The sequence below is a fragment of the Planotetraspora phitsanulokensis genome (assembly GCF_016863295.1).
Classification (GTDB): domain Bacteria; phylum Actinomycetota; class Actinomycetes; order Streptosporangiales; family Streptosporangiaceae; genus Planotetraspora; species Planotetraspora phitsanulokensis.
In genome coordinates this window covers 410,606-428,829 of sequence record NZ_BOOP01000001.1, presented here as the reverse complement: position 1 = coordinate 428,829, position 18,224 = coordinate 410,606, and the positions used below count along the sequence as shown (strand labels likewise).

Below are 18,224 nucleotides of genomic sequence, written 5' to 3'. Positions count from 1 at the left end.
GACAGTGGTGGCCTTACCGAAAGGAAATCTTCTGTACGACGCCGTACTCGGCCGCACGGATGCCTCCTGGAGGGGCGGGGGACGGCGCATCCTCAGGCGCGAACCCGCCGTCCTCGGGAAAAATGACACCGCTGTGGTGCCGGGGAGAGCCGAGATTGATCGTATTCGGAGGTAATAAATCGGGCAAGAGTGTCACTACTTAACAAAGTGACAGCATGAGATGTGCGGTTTCCGGGCAGCAGCAAGCGCCCTTTCCGGTCCGTCCGCAGATCCTGTGGGACGATTCAGGAGTTTCCGGAAGGGGTCAGGTGAACGAGGGGCGTCGCATCGCGGGCAGGTATCGCCTGCTCGAAGCCGTCGGCCGAGGCGGAATGGGGATCGTCTGGCGCGCCCACGACGAGGTGCTCGACCGCACGGTGGCGGTCAAGGAGGTGCTCCACCGCGCGGCGACCGACGAGGAGCGCGAGGAGTTCAACCAGCGGACCGTCCGCGAGGCGCGGGCGGCCGGCCGCCTGACCCACTCCAGCGTGGTCGTCGTTCACGACGTGATCGAGGAGGACGGCAGGCCCTGGATCGTCATGCAGTTCGTCCAGGCGCGGTCACTCGGCTCGCTTCTGCGCGAGGACGGCCCGCTGCCGCCCCGGCGCGTCGCGGCCATCGGTCTCCAGGTGCTCGGCGCGCTCCGTGCGGCCCACGCCGCCGGGATCCTCCACCGGGACGTCAAGCCCGAGAACGTCCTGCTCCAGCCGGACGGCAAGGCGGTGCTCACCGACTTCGGAATCGCCACCATGCCGGACGAGGCCGGGCTCACCACCACGGGCATGGTGACTGGTACCCCGGCGTTCCTGCCGCCGGAACGGCTCAACGGGCGGTCCGCCACGCCTGAGTCCGATCTGTGGTCGCTGGGCGCGACGATGTACACGGCGGTCGAAGGCAGGGCGCCGTTCGAGCGCGACTCGGTGATCGCGACGATGGCGGCCGTCATCCACACGGAACTCGACCCGCCCCGGCATGCCGGCCCCCTTACCCCGGTCATCGAGGGCCTGCTGGCCAAGGAACCCGCCCAGCGGATGACGGCCGAGACCGCGGAAGGGCTCCTCAAGGCCGTGTCGGCCGGGGCGGACGGCGCCGGCGCCTGGTCCATCCCGTCCCCCGGGAACATCGCCAGGACCCGATCCGGCCCGTCCACCGGAAACATCGCCAGGACTCGATCCGGCCCGTCCACCGGGGACGGCGCCGCGCCTGACGCGACATCGGTTCTGCCGCCCGAGCGGCTCGCGCCGCGTTCGATCAGGCCGGCGTCGCGTCCGGTCAGGCCGGCGCGCGTGGCGGTGGCCGGACTGCTCTGCGTCGTACTGGCGGCCGGCGGCTGGTACGGCTACCGGCAACTCGGCGGCGACGCCGCCACCGGCTCGGCCTCGAGTCCCGTGGCGTCCGCGGCCGCGCCCACGACGCCGTCCCCCTCCCCGTCCGCCGTCCGGCCCGGCGCCGCCCTGCCCAAGGGCTGGACCACGCACGAGGACCCGCTGGGTTTCTCCGTCGCCCTGCCCAAGGGCTGGACCGCCTTCGACCGGCAGGCGACGCGCGTGAGCTTCCACGACTCCATCAGGTCCGGCTATCTGCTGGTCGACTTCACGAAATGGACGGCGGCCGACCCCGTCCCGGCGCTCACCGCCGTCGAGGCCGCCTCGCGCAAGAAGGGTCTTCTCCCCGGCTACCAGCGCATCCGGCTCGCGCCCGTACGGCAGCGCGGAACGCCGGCCGCCGAGTGGGAGTTCACCTACACCCCGTCGTACGGCAGGGTGCGGGTCCTCGACCGGGCATTCCGCCTGCCCGACGGCAGGTTCGTCGCCCTCTACTGGCAGACGACCGATCGCACATGGACGACCACCATGTCCTATTTTCGGGTATTCTTGACCACATTCATGTCGAATGAGTAGAAGAAGACGCGTCTGATCGCGGGAGCAACCGCATGGTTCGGCGGCAAGTGCGCGTTCGAGAAGGGCAGCGCCACGGGCCATGGCTGATGCGCATACCTCCGATCGAGTGGTCGCCGGGCGCTACCGGCTGATCGAGCCTCTCGGACGTGGCGGCATGGGGACCGTCTGGCGCGCACTCGACGACGTGCTGCGCCGCGAGGTCGCCGTCAAGGAGCTCACGGCCTCGGTGGGAATGTCCGGCCCGGACCGGGAGGCGTTCACCACCCGTACCTTCCGGGAGGCGCGGGCCGCGGGACGGCTCAGCCATCCGGGCGTGGCCACCGTCTACGACGTCTTCGAGGAGGACGACCGCCTCTGGATCGTCCTGGAGCTCATCCCCTCGCGCACGCTCGGCTCCATCATCCGCGACGAGGGCCCGCTTCCTCCTCGGCGCGTGGCGGAGATCGGCGGCGAGGTGCTGGCCGCCCTCAGCGCCGCCCACGCGGCGGGCGTGCTCCACCGGGACGTCAAGCCCGAGAACGTGCTGATCGCCCACGACGGCCGCGCGGTGCTGACCGACTTCGGAATCGCGGCGATCGAGGACGACTCCCCCGTGACGCGCACCGGCATACTCATCGGCACCCCCGCCTTCATGGCCCCGGAGCGCGCGAGCGGAGCCACGGCCCGCCGCGCGTCGGATCTGTGGTCGCTCGGCGTGACGCTGTTCCTGGCCGTCGAGGGCCGCTCCCCATTCCAGCGCGGTCACGCGCTCGCGACATTGGCGGCGATCACCTACGAGGACCCTGGGCCCATGCCGCAGGCGGGCCCGCTCGCCCCGATCATCACCGGGCTGCTGACCAAGGACCCCGCCCAGCGGATGACGGCCGGACAGGCCGCGCCGCTGCTGCGCGCCGTGGCCGAACCGCCCGCCGCCGATCCCGGCGGCCCACCCGCCCCGAGGCCGCGCACCGGCGCCGTCGCGCGCTCCCACCGGAAGACCCCGGTACGGCAGGCGACTCAGCCCGCACGGCCGCCGCGGCCTCCCCGCCCTCGTTCCCGGCGCGTGCCCTGGGCGTTCGCCGTGGTCGCCGCTTCCATGATCGCCGTCGCGGGGGCGGCGGCGGGCGGCGTCGCCTATGTGACCGCGCGGGATCCCGGCACCGGGTCCACACCCGTCGCCACGCCCACCGTGACCGTCTTCACCACTCGTACGGCACCGCCTCAGCCGGACGACAAGCAGGAGGCGGCGCAGTCGATGACGAACGCCGGAACCCGGTCCGGCGAGCCCGCTCCGCGGGCGAGCCGCACTCCAGCGGCCACCCGAGCCCCCTCCGCTTCCACGCCTAAGGCGCAGCCGAGGCCCCGGAACGACGGGCCGGTTCGCGGCGACGGTGGAGGCCCGGGCCGGGATGGCGGCTACGGCAACGGCTACGGCGACTCCTACTGGAGCTGGCGCAACGGCGGCGGGGGGCAGAAACGCTAGCCCGCGTCACCCGGCTCCCGACGCCCCGCTCTCGCCCTGTTCTGGTCGCCGTTCTGGTCGCCCCGCTCTGGCCCGATTCTCGTCTCCCGGCTCCCGCCGCCTGGCTCTCGTCTAGCTCTCGTCGCTGACGATGCGCAGCGCCCGCGCCAGGTCCTCCGGGTAGTCGCTGGTGAACGCGACCCACTCCCCCGTGGCCGGATGCTCGAAGGCCAGCGAGACGGCGTGCAGCCACTGCCGTGACAGGCCCAGGCGGGCGGCCAGCGTGGGGTCCGCGCCGTACATGAGATCTCCGACGCAGGGGTGCCGGAGCGCGGACATGTGGACCCGGATCTGGTGGGTCCTGCCGGTCTCCAGCTTGATGTCGAGCAGCGACGCCGACCGGAAGGCCTCGACGGTGTCGTAGTGGGTGATCGAGTCCTTGCCGCCCGCGACGACGGCGAAGCGGCCGTCGCCGGACGGATGCCGGTCGATCGGCGCGTCCACGGTCCCCCGGAGCGGGTCCATGTGGCCCTGCACCAGCGCGTGGTAGCGCTTGTCGACCGTCCGCTCCTTGAAGGCCCGCTTGAGGTGGGTGTACGCCGCCTCGCTCTTGGCCACCACCATCGCGCCCGTGGTGTTGGCGTCGAGCCGGTGGACGATGCCCTGGCGCTCCGACGCGCCGCTGGTGGAGACGCGGTGGCCGGTGCCCAGCAGGCCGCCCAGCACGGTCGGGCCGGTCCAGCCGACGGTCGGATGGGCGGCCACGCCGATCGGCTTGTTCACCACGACGATGTCGTCGTCCTCATAGATGATCGCCATGCCCGGCACCGGTTCCGCCACCGGCATCGGCGCGGCCGGGGGCGGCGGGATCGTCACGTCCAGCCAGGCACCGGCGTGCACCCGGTCGGACTTCGCCGGGACGGTGCCGTCCACCAGCACCTCACCCGACGCGATCAACTCGGCGGCGCGGGAGCGGGAGAAGCCGAACAGCCGGGCCAGGGCGGCGTCGAGCCGCTCGCCCTCCAGCCCGTCCGGGACCGGCAGGCTGCGCTGGTCACCCATCGGTGGTCTCCCCCGTCTGCCGCGACCCGTCGATCTGGTAGCCGCGCCACGCCAGGAAAACCGCGAGGATTCCGCCGCAGACGATGGCGGAGTCGGCGAGATTGAACACGGGGAACCCCGTCACGGGGAACGCCTGGAGGAAGTCCACCACGTGCCCCTGCAGCGGGGCGGGCGACCGGAAGATCCGGTCCGTCAGGTTGCCCACCGCGCCGCCCAGCAGGAGACCCAGCGTAATCGCCCAGGGGAGGCTCCTGAGCTGCCGGGCCGTCCGCAGGATGGCGATGACCACTCCGGCGGCGATCACGGTGAAGATGATCGTCATCCCGGTGCCGATGCTGAACGCGGCACCGGGATTGCGGATCACGTTCAGGACCAGCACGCCGGGGATGACGGTCGTGGGGGGCTTGTGCTCGAGGAACCGGACCACGAGCAGCTTGCTCACCACATCGAGCGCGTACACGACCGCCGCGACCACGACCAGGAGGGCGACCCTCCGTGCGCGAACGGGCCGTGTGCCGGCTCCGTCGCTCAGCGGCGCTCCTCCCGCGTCTTGCACGCTACGCACAGTGTCGCCCTCGGGAACGCTCGCAGACGTTCCTTCCCGATCGGCTTGTGGCACGATTCGCACTCTCCATAAGTCCCTGCGTCGACGCGGGCGATCGCCCGCTCGTTCTGCGCGAGCAGGTCGCGCGCATTCAGGGTAAGGGCGATCTCACGCTCACGCTCATAGGTCTTGGCCCCGGCGTCGGCGGGATCGTCCCCCGCGCCCTCGCTGGCGTCCCCCTGCGCGAGATCCGCCTCGGCGCGCGCGATGTCGGCGCCGAGCTCCTCGATCTCATGCTGCAGCCGGGTGCGGACCTCGGCGAGCTCGTCGCCGGACCAGGCGTCTTCGCTGGTAGCGGTTCTGGCCGCGCGCGTGGCCATGAGGCCTCCCAATAGTCAGGAACGATGATCAACAGATGAGCGTCCGGGCAGCATAGGTCGCGGATATCGGCCCGGCAAACGACTCGCCGACGGTTTTACCCCGCCCGGAGGCGGGCGGCACCTTCGGCCTGTTCCTCCTCGTCCCCCCTGGATGTCGACCGTTTCGCCGCGGGTCGCGACAACCCGAGACAAGACGTAAGCGCCCCGCAGTGCGGCGGAAAACGGAGGCGACGGCCCATCGGGCCGCCTCCGTCGCCCCTCCGTCGACCGTGGGGGCACTCACCGTGACAACATCGCCACCCCTCCGTATTGTTCCGCCGGAAGCCGCCGGGGTCCCGCCGGGCCGAATATGGGGAAGCCCTTGCGCCCCGTCTGCGTTATCGTCTAAGTCTGCAAAGGCGTCGATGGGGACGAGTACCTCCGCATCCACCCGCATGAGCGACCCGGGGACGGTGTGAGCCCGGGGCGGGCCGCGGAGAGAAGATCACCCCGGAGCCGCCGGAAGAAAGGCCTCCCTGGCCGAGTAGAACCGGCAGCGGAAACGAAAGAAGAGGGCGTCCCCCAGCGGGCGTCAAGAAGGGTGGTACCGCGGAGCCGTTCCGGCTTCGTCCCTTCACGCCGATCCCAGCGATGCGTGGAGGTTCCGCCCGACGATGTCCGCCAAATACTTCCGCTCCCTTCCCGGGCAGGTCGACCTGCCCGCCCTCGAGCACGAGGTCCTCGAACGCTGGCGGGACGGGAAGATCTTCGAGCGGTCCCTGGAGCAGAACGCGAACGGCCCCTCCTGGATCTTCTACGAGGGCCCGCCCACGGCGAACGGCATGCCGGGCGTCCACCACGTCGAGGCCCGCGTGTTCAAGGACGTCTTCCCCCGGTACAAGTCCATGCGCGGCTACCACGTCCCCCGCAAGGCCGGCTGGGACTGCCACGGCCTGCCCGTGGAGGTCGCCGTCGAGAAGGAGCTCGGCCTCTCCGGCAAGCCCCAGATCGAGCAGTACGGCATCGCGGCGTTCAACGACCGCTGCCGCGAGTCGGTGCTCCGGCACGTCGACGCCTTCGAGGAGATGACCGAGCGGATGGGCTACTGGGTCGACATGTCCCAGGCCTACCGCACGATGGACCCGCAGTACGTCGAGGCCGTCTGGTGGTCGCTCAAGACCATCTGGGACAAGGGTCTGCTGTTCCGCGACTTCCGGATCACGCCCTACTGCCCGCGCTGCGGCACCGGCCTGTCCGACCACGAGCTGGGTCAGCCGGGCGGCTACGAGACCGTCTCCAGCCCGTCGGTCTACGTGCGGATGCCCGTCACCTCCGGCCCTCTGGCCGACCTCGGCGCCTCGCTGCTGATCTGGACCACGACCCCGTGGACCCTGGTGTCCAACACGGCGGTGGCCGTGCACCCGGACGTGACCTACGTCGCCGCCCGGCGCGGCGACGAGGTGCTGGTCATCGCCGAGCCGCTGATGACCAAGGTGCTCGGCGAGGACGTCGAGGTGCTCGCCACGTTCACGGGAACCGAGCTGGAGCACACCCCCTACTCCCGTCCCTTCGACTTCGTAGAGATCCCCGGGGCGCACTACGTCGTGCTGGGCGACTACGTGACCGTCGAGGACGGCACCGGCCTGGTCCACCAGGCCCCCGCGTTCGGCGCCGACGACATGACCGTCTGCAAGCGGTACGGCATGCCGGTCGTCAACCCCATCGGCCCGGACGGCCGGTTCCTGCCCGACGTGCCGTTCGTCGGCGGCATGTTCTTCAAGGACGCCGACGAGCACCTCACCGAGGCCCTGCGCAGCCGCGGTCTGCTGTTCTGGGGCGACCACTTCGAGCACAGCTACCCGCACTGCTGGCGCTGCCACACGCCGCTCCTCTACTACGCGCTCCCGTCGTGGTACATCCGGACGACCGAGATCAAGGAGCGCCTGCTCGCCGAGAACGAGGGGACCAACTGGTTCCCCGAGACGATCAAGAACGGCCGCTACGGCGAGTGGCTCCGCAACAACGTCGACTGGGCGCTGTCCCGCTCGCGTTACTGGGGCACGCCGCTGCCGCTATGGGTCTGCTCCGAGGACGACTCCCACGTCACCGCCGTCGGCTCGCTCAAGGAGCTCGGCGAGCTCGCGGGACGCGAGCTGTCGGGGCTCGACCCGCACCGGCCGTACGTCGACGACGTGACCTTCCCGTGCCCCTCCTGCCAGGCCGAGGCGCGCCGGGTGCCCGACGTCATCGACGTCTGGTACGACTCGGGCGCCATGCCGTTCGCCCAGTGGGGCGCTCCGCACGTCAACCAGGACGTCTTCGAGGCGTCCTACCCGGGCCAGTTCATCTGCGAGGCCATCGACCAGACCCGCGGGTGGTTCTACTCGATGATGACGGTCGGGACCCTGGTCTTCGACCGCTCGTCGTACGAGAACGTGTTGTGCCTCGGCCTGATCCTCGCCGAGGACGGGCGCAAGATGAGCAAGCACCTGGGCAACGTCCTGCAGCCGATGCCGCTGATGGACGAGCACGGAGCCGACTCCCTCCGCTGGTACATGGCCACCTCGGGTTCGCCGTGGGCGCCCCGCCGGATCAGCCACGCCGCGCTGGAGGAGATCGTCCGGAAGGTCCTGCTCACCTACTGGAACACCGCGTCGTTCTTCACGCTCTACGCCAACGCCGAGTCGTGGACGCCGGACCGGCTCGCCTCGGCCCCGCCGGCCGGTGAGCGCCCGCTGATCGACCGGTGGGCCCTGTCCGAGCTGCACCGTACGGTCGCCGAGGTCACCGCCTCACTCGACGAGTTCGACACCGCCCGGGCCGGGCGCCGCCTGACGGACTTCCTCGACGACCTGTCGAACTGGTACGTCCGCCGCTCGCGCCGCCGGTTCTGGTCGGGCGAGGAGTCGGCGTTCGCCACGCTCTACGAGTGCCTGGAGACTGTGAGCCGGCTGATGGCGCCGCTGGTCCCCTTCCTCACCGACTATCTGTGGGATGTGCTCCGGGGCCCCGACGCCCCGCCGTCGGTCCACCTCACCACCTGGCCCGAGGTGGACTCCTCGCTGGTCGACCCGGTGTTGTCCGAGCGGATGGCGCTCGTCCGGCGCCTCGTCGAGCTGGGCCGCTCGGCCCGCGTGTCGTCGTCGGTCAGGACCCGCCAGCCGCTCGGCCGGGCGCTGATCGGCGCTCCCGGATGGCCGTCGCTCCCCGGCGAGCTGCGCGAGCTGATCGCCGACGAGCTGAACGTGCAGAGCCTGGAGGACATGTCCGGGTTCTCGGCCGATCTGGTGACCTTCACCGTGAAGCCGAACTTCCGTGCCCTCGGCAAACGTTTCGGGTCGCAGACCAAGCTGGTCGCCGCGGCCGTCGCCTCCGCCGACCCGGCCGCGCTGGCTCAGGCCGTCCGCTCGGGGGCGGCCGCCGCCGTCGAGGCGGGAGAGCTGGGAACGGTCGAGCTCGGGCCGGACGACGTGATCATCACGGAGCAGCCGAAGACGGGCTGGGCCGTGGAGACCGGCGCGGTCGACACGGGAACGGGTGAGACCGTCGCGCTGGACCTCGCGATCACCGACGACCTGCGCCGGGCGGGCCTGGTCCGCGAGGTCATCCGCCTCGTCCAGGAGGCGCGCAAGGCGACCGGGCTGTCGATCACCGACCGGATCGACCTGTGGTGGTCGGCCGACGGCGATCTGGCGGCGGCGCTGCGCGAAGGCGGCCGGACCGTCGCGGAGGAGGTCCTCGCGACGACCCTCACCGAGGGCGGCTCCTCCGAGGATCTGCCCCGGCACGAGGACGCCGATCTCGGCCTGGTCTTCCAGCTCCGCAAGGCGTGATCCTCAGCTGATCCACGCCTGATGGTCGAACCCCTGGGCGGTGCGCCCGTCGCACCGCCCAGGGGAATCCAGGCCGTTCCACGGGTGCCCCGCCGATCTCGCCGACCGCCAGGCGCCGGTTGCGGGCGGGTGAGGACGTTGAGTGCGCCCAGGCTGACGGCCCGCCCGGACGTCGTCGTGGGCGTCGGCCGGGGATGCCTGAGCGGCCCAAGCGCCGCCATCGAACCGATCTTCTCTCGGGCCGGCGCCGAAGGGCTCCGTTTCCCTTCGCGTGCCGCACCGCGTTCCCGCGGTGCGGCCGAACTATCGGGCCTGGCAGACCGAGCAGCGCGTGAGGCCCGCCTTCTCGGCGTCCTCCCTGCTCATGACCTCGATGCTGTCGTCGTCGATGCCCTTGATGAGGGGGCACTGCGAGCCGTGGTAACGACGAGTGCCGACCATCACCTTCACCGACGCCGACGGAATGCGTCGCGGGGCGTCCGTGCGGATGGCCGCGAAAGTGTTGGTGCTCTCGCCGTCGTCCTCGTCCGGCTCCGCTGAACGGGAGTCGCGTGCCTCCGCCCCGCGAGGCTCCTTCTCGCCCGCGGCCTCGGCCGCGTCCTTGCCGCCGTCCCTGCCGGTTTCCTTAACGGTTTCCTTGCCGGTGTCCTTGGCCGGTGCGGCGGCCGCGTCCTCGGCCGGTTTCCCGGCTCCGGCCTTCGCGGAGGCTTCAGCGCCGTTCTCGGCACCGGACGCGCGGCCGGAGCCGTCCGCCGCGGGCCGTACGGAATCGGACGCGGAGCCCGCTCCGGCGGAGGACCCGGACGTCTTGGGCGACCCGGCAGCGGGGGCAGGCCTCGCGGAGGAGGCCGCCGTGCCGGAGGTTCCTGAGGAAGCCGAAGCCTTGGAAGCCGATCCGGGGGCGGTGCCGTCAGACGCGGGGATGGGCCGGAACCCGGCGCGCCCGGGCTGGGTGATCTCCGCCGCCGTCTCCTGCTCAGTGCCCGTGGTCCCGCTCACGTCGTCGCCGGCCGAGTCCGATCGGGATTTCCCGCCACTCGTGGAGTCGGCGGCCGTGGCCGTACCGCTCTGGGACCGGGAGGTCTCGCGCTCCGCGCTCTTCGGGCCCGCGCTCTCGGGTTCGTCCTTCTTCGCGTCGGCCGCCTTGGGCTCGGCGCTCTTGGATTCGGCGCTCTTGGATTCGGCGCTCTTGGGCTCCGGGCTCTCTGCCTTCGCGCTCGCTTGTGGCGCGGCCGTCTTCTTCGGGCTTTCGGGCTCGGCGGTCCTCGCCCGCGGGCTGCCGGTCTCGGCGGCCTTGGTCGCGTCGCGCTCCGGCTCTGCCGTCGTGGCGTTCTCCGCGCGGCCGGAAGCGGACGGGGAGGATTCAGGCCGGGCCGCGGCAGGCTTGGTCTTCGCCGCGCCGAACCAGTCCATCTTGCCCGGCTCAGCCGCCGCGGGCGAACTCGCCGTCTTCTCCCCCGAAGGCGCCGTCTTCTCCTCCGAAGGCGCAGGCCGCGAGTCGGACTGCGCGGGCGACGCGGGCTTCGAGGACGGCGGGGTGGACGGGGTGGTCTGTGTGGGGGGCAACATGTTGCGCTGGAACCAGTCGAGCTGCGCCGTATCGGCTCCGCCCGTCCCGGATGCGCCCGTGCCCGATGTGGCGGACTCCGCTATGGACTGCTCCGGTCGCGGCTGCTCCGGCCGGGTCTTCTCCGACGGGGACTGCCCCTGCCGGTCCTTGTCCGGCCGCGCCTGTTCCGTCCGGGCCTGTTCCGCCCGGGGCTGCTCGAAGCCGCTCCTCCGCTTCGTGGCGTCCGTTCCGGCGGCGGAGCCGGCCGTCGCGGCGTCCATGGCCGAGGCGGCGTCCTTGGCGGAAACCGAGCGGTTGACGGCGACCGTTTCGTCGGCCGACACGCGGTCCTCGCCGGTCTTGGGGTCTGTCCGGTCCCTGTCACCCGTCGCGCCCGCCGTGCGGGTGGATCCCGCCTCTCCACGCGAGCCCGTCCGACGGCTCGGCCTGGGCTGCGCAGACTCGTCCGCGGCGCGGGCGGACAGCTCGGGCAGGCAGGTGGTGCAGGGACTGAAGCCCTCCTCGCGGGCTTCTTCGTAGGTCAGCTCCTCGATCTCGCGCCCCATGAGCTGGCGGCAGGTCGCCAGGTGGAAACGCTTGCGCCCCGGGACGACCAGCACGATGTCCTCGGGATGGAGCGGACGACCTGTCTGAGCCGGGGAACGCCTGAGGGGGGCGGCCGTTTCGGCTCGACGGGGCGGGAAGGGCGCCGGTGGCAACGCCCCATGCTGTGCTCCCGGCGGCATCGGCACGGCCACCGGGTGTCCCGGCGCCCCACTGAGTGCGGGGGCTCCGGCATGAGCGAGCTCGGGGGTAGAGGAGGAACCCTGGGGGGTGAGATCCGGTCCGTCAGCGGCGCGCCCACCGGCGGGGAACAGCAGATGACGCTTCAGCAGTGCACCGACGAGCAGGCAGACGGCGGCCAGAACCGCGATCACCATCGACCACATCACCAGGTACACCTTCGCCAGCGCCCACCCCGCGATGAGGATGAGGAGGGCGGCGATGGCGAACGCCAAAGCGGCGCTGAACAGGATCACAGGGGGTTCTCCGAGCTTGCGGGTCGCGGATGGCGAGGGGGGTTGACCCCGCGGCCTACCTGCGGTCGGTGTGCTGCCCGTCAGGCCCGGGGAACGCACCCGTGTGCTGGGGGGGCTCCTGACCGAACGGGTTGGGGGCCGCCTGCATCGGCTGAGGAACAGGAGCGACGGCGTGCGCCATCGCCGGTGCTCCACCCACCATGGGGAAGCCGCCGCTGTTCTCTGCCGCGACGTTGAGCTCCGCGAGCTGGTTCTCCAGGTAGAGCTTCAGACGGCTGCGGTACTCGCGTTCGAAGCTGCGCAGCTCCTCGACCTTGCGCTCGAGCTCGTCGCGGGTCTGCACCAGCGAGCCCATGGCCTGGCGGTGCCGCTCCTGCGCGTCGCGCTCGAGCGTCTCGGCGCGGGCGCGGGCGTCGCCGATGATCTGCTCGGCCTGGCGGCGTGCCTTGCCGAGGATGTCGTCGGCCTCGCGGCGGGCGCGGGTCACCGTCTCGTCCGCCTCACGGCGGGCGTCGGCGATGGCCTGGTCGGCGGTCTGCTGCGCGAGAGCGAGGACACGGGCCGCGGTGTCCATGTTGTCTTCGGCGGGCGGCAGGCCCATGCCGACGGGGACGGGCTCGGGGCGGGCGGGCTCCGGGGGCTTGATCGGCTCAGGCTGAGGGATCATCATCTCCGGCTTGGGCTCCGCGATGGGGGCCGCCATCTGCATGGGACCGCCCATGCCCATGCCGCCGCCCATGCCACCGGGGACCTTGCCCCTCAGGCACTCGGCCAGCTTCGCACGGAGCTCCTCGTTCTCCTGAATGAGGCGGTCGAGCTCGGCCTCCACCTCATCGAGGAAAGCGTCTACCTCCTCCTCGTCGTACCCCGGCCGTAGCCGGGTTGTACTGAACTGCTTGTTCCGCACATCAGCGGGCGTCAACGGCATTTTGGGTCTCCTTGGCGCGCTCGGAGTCTTGTCCGCGGGGACGGTACCCGATCAACGAAGCGCGTTCACGACTTGGATCAAGACCAAAACCACAATGAACAGCACAGTGAAGCTCAGGTCAAAGGCCACCGTACCCAACCTGAGGGGCGGAATGAAACGGCGGAGGAATTTGAGAGGAGGGTCTGTCACCGTGTAGATCGCCTCCGCCAGCACCAGGACGACCCCGGAAGGCCGCCAGGAGCGGGCGAAAGCCTGCACCGTCTCAAAGATCATTCTGCCGATCAGCAGAACCAGATAGAGAGTGAGGGCGATGGACAAGATCTCGCTAATGATCCCCACGGTCCAGCACCGCCTCCCTCTGGTTCCGCCGCATCCGGTCCCAGTGGGCACCGCTCAGCCGGTCACTGTTCATGATGGAACTCTAGCTCTGGTTGAAGAAGCCGCGTTCCGCGATTCGGGCCTTGTCTTCGGCGGTCACCTCAACGTTGGCGGGGGACAACAGGAACACCTTGTTGGTAACACGTTCGATGCTGCCGTGTAGGCCAAAGACGAGACCTGCCGCGAAATCGACAAGGCGCTTGGCGTCGCTGTCGACCATCTCGGTCAGGTTCATGATGACCGGCGTGCCCTCACGGAAGTGCTCGCCGATGGTGCGCGCCTCGTTGTACGTGCGGGGGTGGAGGGTCGTGATCCGCGCCAGATCGGTCGTACGACGCTCGAGCACCGCCGTCGGAGGCCGGGTGGCCGGGACGACGGTCTCGCCGTCCTCGTCACGCTCGTGGGGCGCCTGGTGCGTTCCCGCGGGTCCTGCGGCGAACCCACGCCGCTGCAGGTCGTACTCCTCGCCGTATTCCTCGTCGCCGCCGTACTCGGTCCCGTACCTGTCGTCGTAGTGGTCGTCCTCCACGAGACCGAGGTAGACCGCCATCTTGCGCATCGCGCCGGCCATCGCTCGTCGTCCTCCGCGTTACTGGTGCGCCTTCAAGGTCCCTATGGGAAGGCCAGGGCGGTAGGCGTACCCCCCGTGGAGCTCACCGCTGATCGACCTCTTGCCTGTCGCGGACACCAAGGTCCACTTGGGGGACATTACCTGACGAAGGGCTTCCGACGACCGAGCAACGCCGTACCGACACGCAGGTGTGTCGCGCCGTTCGCTATCGCTTGGGCCATATCTCCGCTCATTCCCGCGGAAATGACGTCTGCCGCCGGGTGTTCCTTCTGTACGGCCTGAGCCACCGAGTAAAGCCGGGCAAAGGCTTCTCCCGGGTCCTCTCCGAGCGGCGCGACCGCCATGACGCCCCGCAGCGTGAGGCCGTCGGCCCTGTTCAGGGCCTCTGCCAGAGGCAGGACCTCGGCCGGATCGACCCCGCCCCGCCCGCCGCCTTCCGGGCCGCCGAGCCCCACCTGGATGAGGCAGCCGACCTGGCGTTCCTGCCGTACGGCCTCCCTGCTCAGGGCGTCCACCAGCCGGAAACGGTCGACCGAGTGGACGACGTCCGCGTAGGAGACGACCGAGCGGACCTTGTTGGTCTGTAACTGGCCGATGAAGTGCCAGGTGAGACCGAGATCACTGCATTCGGCGGCCTTGCCCGCCGCCTCCTGGTCCCGGTTCTCGCCGATGTCGGCCACTCCGAGCCCGGCGAGCACCCGCACGTCCGAGGCGGGGTAGGTCTTGGTCACCGCGATGATCGTGATGTCCGAACGGGCCCGCCCGGCCTCACGGCAGGCCTGTTCGACCCGCTGTTCGACCTCGGCCAGGCCCGCCGCGATCTCGTCGCGTCGTGCGTCATCCACGTGGTGCGGTGCTCACTTCAGGAAGTCCGGCACGTCGAGCTCCTCCTCCTGCTCCTCGAACACCACGGGACGGCGCGGGGCCGGCTGCGTGACGCGCGAGGTGATGGGAGTGGGCGGCTCCGGCGTGGGCCGCGGGATCGACAGAGGTCCCGAGCCGCTCCCCTGCCCCTGCTCGGAACGGGAGCCCTCGGCCGTCACGTCCCGGCCGAACTGCGCCGCGCCTTCAGCCGCAGTCGGAGGCGGGGTCGCGGGGGCGGCCGGCGCGCTCGCGGACTGGGCGGGAGCGGAAGCCGGCGCGGGCGGAGCCGGCGCCGGGGCGGGAGCCGGAGTGGAGCCCGTGCCGGTCACCGGCCGCGAGACGGGCGGCTCGGAGCGGAGCTCAGGCTTGGCGGGCGCGGGAGCCGGCGCGGGCCGCGACGATGGCGCGGGAGCCGCGGGCCTACTCTGCTGGGGCCGCGACAGCGGCGCGGCCGCCGGCGTGGTCGCGGCCGGCTCGTCGAAGCCGGCGGCGATGACGGTCACCCGGACCTCGTCGCCGAGCGCGTCGTCGATGACCGTGCCGAAGATGATGTTGGCGTCGGTCGCCGCCGCGTTCGACACCAGCTGGGCCGCCTCGTTGATCTCGAAGAGACCGAGGTCGGAGCCGCCGGCGATCGACAGGAGCACGCCGTGGGCGCCGTCGATGCTGGCCTCGAGCAGCGGGCTGGAGACCGCCATCTCGGCCGCCGCGACCGAGCGGTCGTCACCCCTGGCGTGGCCGATGCCCATGAGCGCCGAGCCCGCGCCGGACATGACCGACTTCACATCGGCGAAGTCCAGGTTGATCAGTCCGGGGGTGGTGATCAGGTCGGTGATGCCCTGGACACCGGACAGGAGCACCTGGTCGGCGGCCTTGAAGGCGTCGAGCACGCTGACCTGCCGGTCGGAGATCGACAGAAGCCGGTCGTTCGGGATGACGATCAGCGTGTCGACATCCTCACGGAGGGTCTCGATGCCGGCCTCGGCCTGCATCGCCCGGCGCTTGCCCTCGAAGCTGAACGGCCGGGTGACCACACCGATGGTCAGGGCGCCCAGCGAGCGGGCGATGCCGGCCACGACCGGCGCGCCGCCGGTGCCGGTGCCGCCGCCCTCACCCGCGGTGACGAAGACCATGTCGGCGCCCTTGAGGACCTCCTCGATCTCCTCGCGGTGGTCCTCGGCGGCCTTGCGGCCGACCTCCGGGTTCGCCCCCGCGCCGAGACCCCGGGTGAGCTCACGCCCGACGTCGAGCTTGACGTCGGCGTCACTCATCAGCAGCGCCTGGGCGTCGGTATTGATGGCGATGAACTCGACGCCCTTGAGTCCCTCCTCGATCATCCGGTTTACGGCGTTCACTCCGCCGCCGCCGATGCCGACGACCTTGATGACCGCGAGGTAGTTCTGCGGTGCTGCCACGACGAGGGGCCTTTCCGCTCGTTTACGTTTCGTGCGGGCGGCGCCCGCGCTCTCTCTAACTCTCACCCTCAAGTTGAGATTTAGAGTTATGTCAACCTGAGAGTGATACGGACAGTAGGGTTGCCCCTCCCCCAGGGTCAACTAACCGCGCCGCACAGCCGTCCGGCGTGTCGCGCACTGTCCTTTTCGGCCACGGGGCCGTCGAACCGCGGATGAGATTTCTCACCTCACGGTCACCACTTCGGGCGAACTGATGTCGTAGCTGTTCGCGGGCTTCGTCATCAGGGACGTCAGCAGGCGTCCCTTCTCCGCGGCGCGTCCGGCGTCGCCCCAGACGACGGTCCGGCCGTCGATCAGCCTGAGCGTGACCGACTTCGGCGACGGCGCGCGCACCTGGCTGACCCGCCGCAGCACGTCCTCGGGAAGCACGCTCAGCACGGTGAGGGCCGAACGGGTCGAGGGGTCGTCCATCGCGAGACGCTGGACCTTCAGCACGGGCAGCCGGGGAGGAGCCACGGCCACCTCCTTGAGGACCACGCCGAAGCGGTCGAGCACCGCCTGCCTGCCCGGGCCGAGGATCGCGACCGCGACGGCCGTGCGCTCGACCACGGCCACCCGCAACGTGCCCGGCCAGGCCCGGTCGACCCTGGCCGACTCCACCTCGCGGACCGCGCGTACGCGCTGCTCGACCAGCCCGAGGTCGACGGTGGCGAGCGGTGTGCCGAGCTTCACGCCCGCGGCCTGCCTGAGCTGTTCCGCGGGCACGGTGACGTCCCCGGTGACCTCGATCGACCGCACCCCGAGCACGGGCGAGAAGAACACCACCCAGGTGGCCGCGCCCACCACCCCGCCGGTGAGCAGGGTGGCCAGGACCGTGCGCCGGGTGGCGAGCCTCACCGCGCGGCCAGCTCCGCGACGATGCGGGGGCCGAGCTCGGTCACGTCGCCCGCGCCCATCGTCAGGACTATGTCGCCGGGACGCGCCCGGTCCGCCACCAGAGCGGGCACGGCCTCGCGATCCGGCTCGTAGGCGACCCGCTCGGACGGCAGCGGCACCTTGCCCGCGACCAGGGCGCCGGACACTCCTGGCTCCGGATCCTCGCGTGCGCCGTACACGTCCAGGACGACGGCCTCGTCGGCCAGGCCCAGCGCCTCGCCGAACTCGGTCGCGAAGAACCTGGTGCGCGAGTAGAGATGCGGCTGGAACACCGCGATCACCCGGCCGTCGCCCCGCACCACGTCACGCGCGGCGCGCAGATCGGCCGCCAGCTCCGTCGGGTGGTGGGCGTAGCTGTCGAACACCGTGACGCCGCGGGCCTCGCCCTTGGCCTCGAACCTCCGCTTGGCTCCGGTGAAGGCCGCAAGGCCCTCCCGGATCTCATCGAACGGCAGGCCGAGCTCCAGCGCCACGGCGACGACCGCGGTCGCGTTCAGCGCGTTGTGCCGACCCGGGACGGCCAGCCGCACTCTGCCGTGCCCGGCGACGGTGAAATCCAGACCCAGGCCGCGCGGCACGACGTCGGCCGTCCGGTAGTCGGCGCCCTCGGCCTCGCCGTACGTGACGACCCTGAGGCCGCGCGCCCGCGCGATGGGCGCGAGGTCCGCCGAGCCCGGGTCGTCGGCGCACAGGACCAGGACCGAGCCGACCCGCTCGACGAAGCGGGCGAAGCTGTCGTAAACCGCCTGCGGATCCCCGTAGTTGTCGAGATGGTCGGCCTCGACGTTCGTCACGACCGCGATGCGCGGCGCGAGCATGAGGAAGGACCCGTCGCTCTCGTCGGCCTCGGCCACGAAGGCGTCGCCCGCACCCTCGTCAGCGCCGAGACCGGTGGTGACCAACTGGCCGCCCACGCAGTACGACGGGTCGGCGCCGCACTTCTGCAGCGCCACCGTCAGCATCGAGGTCGTGGTGGTCTTGCCGTGCGTGCCGGCGACGGCGATGCCGTTGCGGCCGGCCATGACCGCGGCGAGGGCGGCGGCCCGCGGGATGACCCGGAGGTTCTGCCGCAGCGCCTCCCCCAGTTCGGGGTTGGAGTCGCGGATCGCGGTGGACACCACGACCGTGTCGACCTCCCTGATGTGGGAGGCCGCGTGCCCGACGTGGACGGTGGCACCGAGCTCGCGCAACTCGTTCAGCATCTCGGAGGTGCGGGCGTCGCTGCCCGACACCGGCACCCCGCGCTTCAGCAGGATCCGGGCGATGCCCGACATGCCGGCGCCGCCGATGCCGATGAAGTGCACGCGGCCGAGGTCGGCCGCGGGGATGGGCTCGACCAGCTTGACGAGGCTCATCGCCCGCTC

At 71.1% G+C, this 18,224-nt stretch carries 14 protein-coding genes; 3 read left to right on the top strand and 11 right to left on the bottom strand.

All coding sequences use genetic code 11. The annotated features are described in order from the left end of the window. The first annotated feature begins 308 nt into the window (after nucleotides 1-308). Together Pph01_RS43220 and Pph01_RS02000 are read left to right on the top strand one after the other, a co-directional pair. On the top strand, nucleotides 309-1,940 hold the full coding sequence (locus tag Pph01_RS43220; RefSeq protein WP_204071128.1) for a serine/threonine-protein kinase: 1,632 nt from the start codon (nucleotides 309-311) through the stop codon (nucleotides 1,938-1,940). Between the two features lie 79 nt (nucleotides 1,941-2,019). After that, complete coding sequence (locus Pph01_RS02000; protein ID WP_204071127.1) at nucleotides 2,020-3,402, top strand: serine/threonine-protein kinase; 1,383 nt, start codon at nucleotides 2,020-2,022, stop codon at nucleotides 3,400-3,402. A gap of 111 nt (nucleotides 3,403-3,513) precedes the next feature. On the opposite strand, the gene Pph01_RS01995 is transcribed toward Pph01_RS02000, so the two are convergent. Genes Pph01_RS01995 through Pph01_RS01985 form a run of 3 tightly spaced genes read right to left on the bottom strand, consistent with a single transcriptional unit; the run spans nucleotide 3,514 to nucleotide 5,367 of the window. Next, nucleotides 3,514-4,443: an RluA family pseudouridine synthase gene (locus Pph01_RS01995; protein ID WP_204071126.1), complete on the bottom strand. Its 930-nt coding sequence runs from the start codon at nucleotides 4,441-4,443 to the stop codon at nucleotides 3,514-3,516. Next, entirely contained in the window at nucleotides 4,436-4,999 is a 564-nt protein-coding gene (gene lspA / locus Pph01_RS01990; protein ID WP_204071125.1) for a signal peptidase II, read from the bottom strand. Before lspA ends, Pph01_RS01995 begins: the two co-directional genes overlap by 8 nt. Further along, nucleotides 4,972-5,367 (bottom strand): TraR/DksA family transcriptional regulator, encoded by a 396-nt coding sequence (locus tag Pph01_RS01985; protein ID WP_204071124.1) that lies wholly within the window; start codon nucleotides 5,365-5,367, stop codon nucleotides 4,972-4,974. Before Pph01_RS01985 ends, lspA begins: the two co-directional genes overlap by 28 nt. Before the next feature lie 653 nt (nucleotides 5,368-6,020). On the opposite strand from Pph01_RS01985, the gene ileS reads away from it, so the two are divergent. After that, nucleotides 6,021-9,179 (top strand): isoleucine--tRNA ligase, encoded by a 3,159-nt coding sequence (gene ileS / locus Pph01_RS01980; protein ID WP_204071123.1) that lies wholly within the window; start codon nucleotides 6,021-6,023, stop codon nucleotides 9,177-9,179. Between the two features lie 303 nt (nucleotides 9,180-9,482). Here the strand turns inward: ileS and Pph01_RS01975 are convergent, their stop codons facing one another. The 8 genes from Pph01_RS01975 to murC all read right to left on the bottom strand — a co-directional run bounded on the left by Pph01_RS01975 (nucleotide 9,483) and on the right by murC (nucleotide 18,215). Beyond that, entirely contained in the window at nucleotides 9,483-11,768 is a 2,286-nt protein-coding gene (locus tag Pph01_RS01975) for a hypothetical protein (protein WP_204071122.1), read from the bottom strand. Nucleotides 11,769-11,823: 55 nt separating this feature from the next. Next, complete coding sequence (locus Pph01_RS01970) at nucleotides 11,824-12,696, bottom strand: DivIVA domain-containing protein (RefSeq protein ID WP_204071121.1); 873 nt, start codon at nucleotides 12,694-12,696, stop codon at nucleotides 11,824-11,826. A gap of 51 nt (nucleotides 12,697-12,747) precedes the next feature. After that, entirely contained in the window at nucleotides 12,748-13,035 is a 288-nt protein-coding gene (locus Pph01_RS01965) for a YggT family protein (RefSeq protein WP_204071120.1), read from the bottom strand. An 82-nt stretch (nucleotides 13,036-13,117) separates the two neighbouring features. Beyond that, a complete protein-coding gene (locus Pph01_RS01960; RefSeq protein ID WP_204071119.1) occupies nucleotides 13,118-13,645 on the bottom strand; it encodes a cell division protein SepF in 528 nt (175 codons plus the stop codon). A 137-nt stretch (nucleotides 13,646-13,782) separates the two neighbouring features. Further along, nucleotides 13,783-14,490 (bottom strand): YggS family pyridoxal phosphate-dependent enzyme, encoded by a 708-nt coding sequence (locus tag Pph01_RS01955; RefSeq protein WP_204071118.1) that lies wholly within the window; start codon nucleotides 14,488-14,490, stop codon nucleotides 13,783-13,785. A gap of 12 nt (nucleotides 14,491-14,502) precedes the next feature. Further along, entirely contained in the window at nucleotides 14,503-15,924 is a 1,422-nt protein-coding gene (gene ftsZ, locus Pph01_RS01950; RefSeq protein ID WP_204071117.1) for a cell division protein FtsZ, read from the bottom strand. Between the two features lie 222 nt (nucleotides 15,925-16,146). Continuing rightward, nucleotides 16,147-16,821 (bottom strand): cell division protein FtsQ/DivIB, encoded by a 675-nt coding sequence (locus Pph01_RS01945; protein ID WP_239116352.1) that lies wholly within the window; start codon nucleotides 16,819-16,821, stop codon nucleotides 16,147-16,149. Further along, nucleotides 16,818-18,215: a UDP-N-acetylmuramate--L-alanine ligase gene (gene murC, locus Pph01_RS01940; RefSeq protein WP_204071116.1), complete on the bottom strand. Its 1,398-nt coding sequence runs from the start codon at nucleotides 18,213-18,215 to the stop codon at nucleotides 16,818-16,820. The genes Pph01_RS01945 and murC overlap by 4 nt, the downstream gene beginning before the upstream one ends. Between the last annotated feature and the right edge of the window lie 9 nt (nucleotides 18,216-18,224).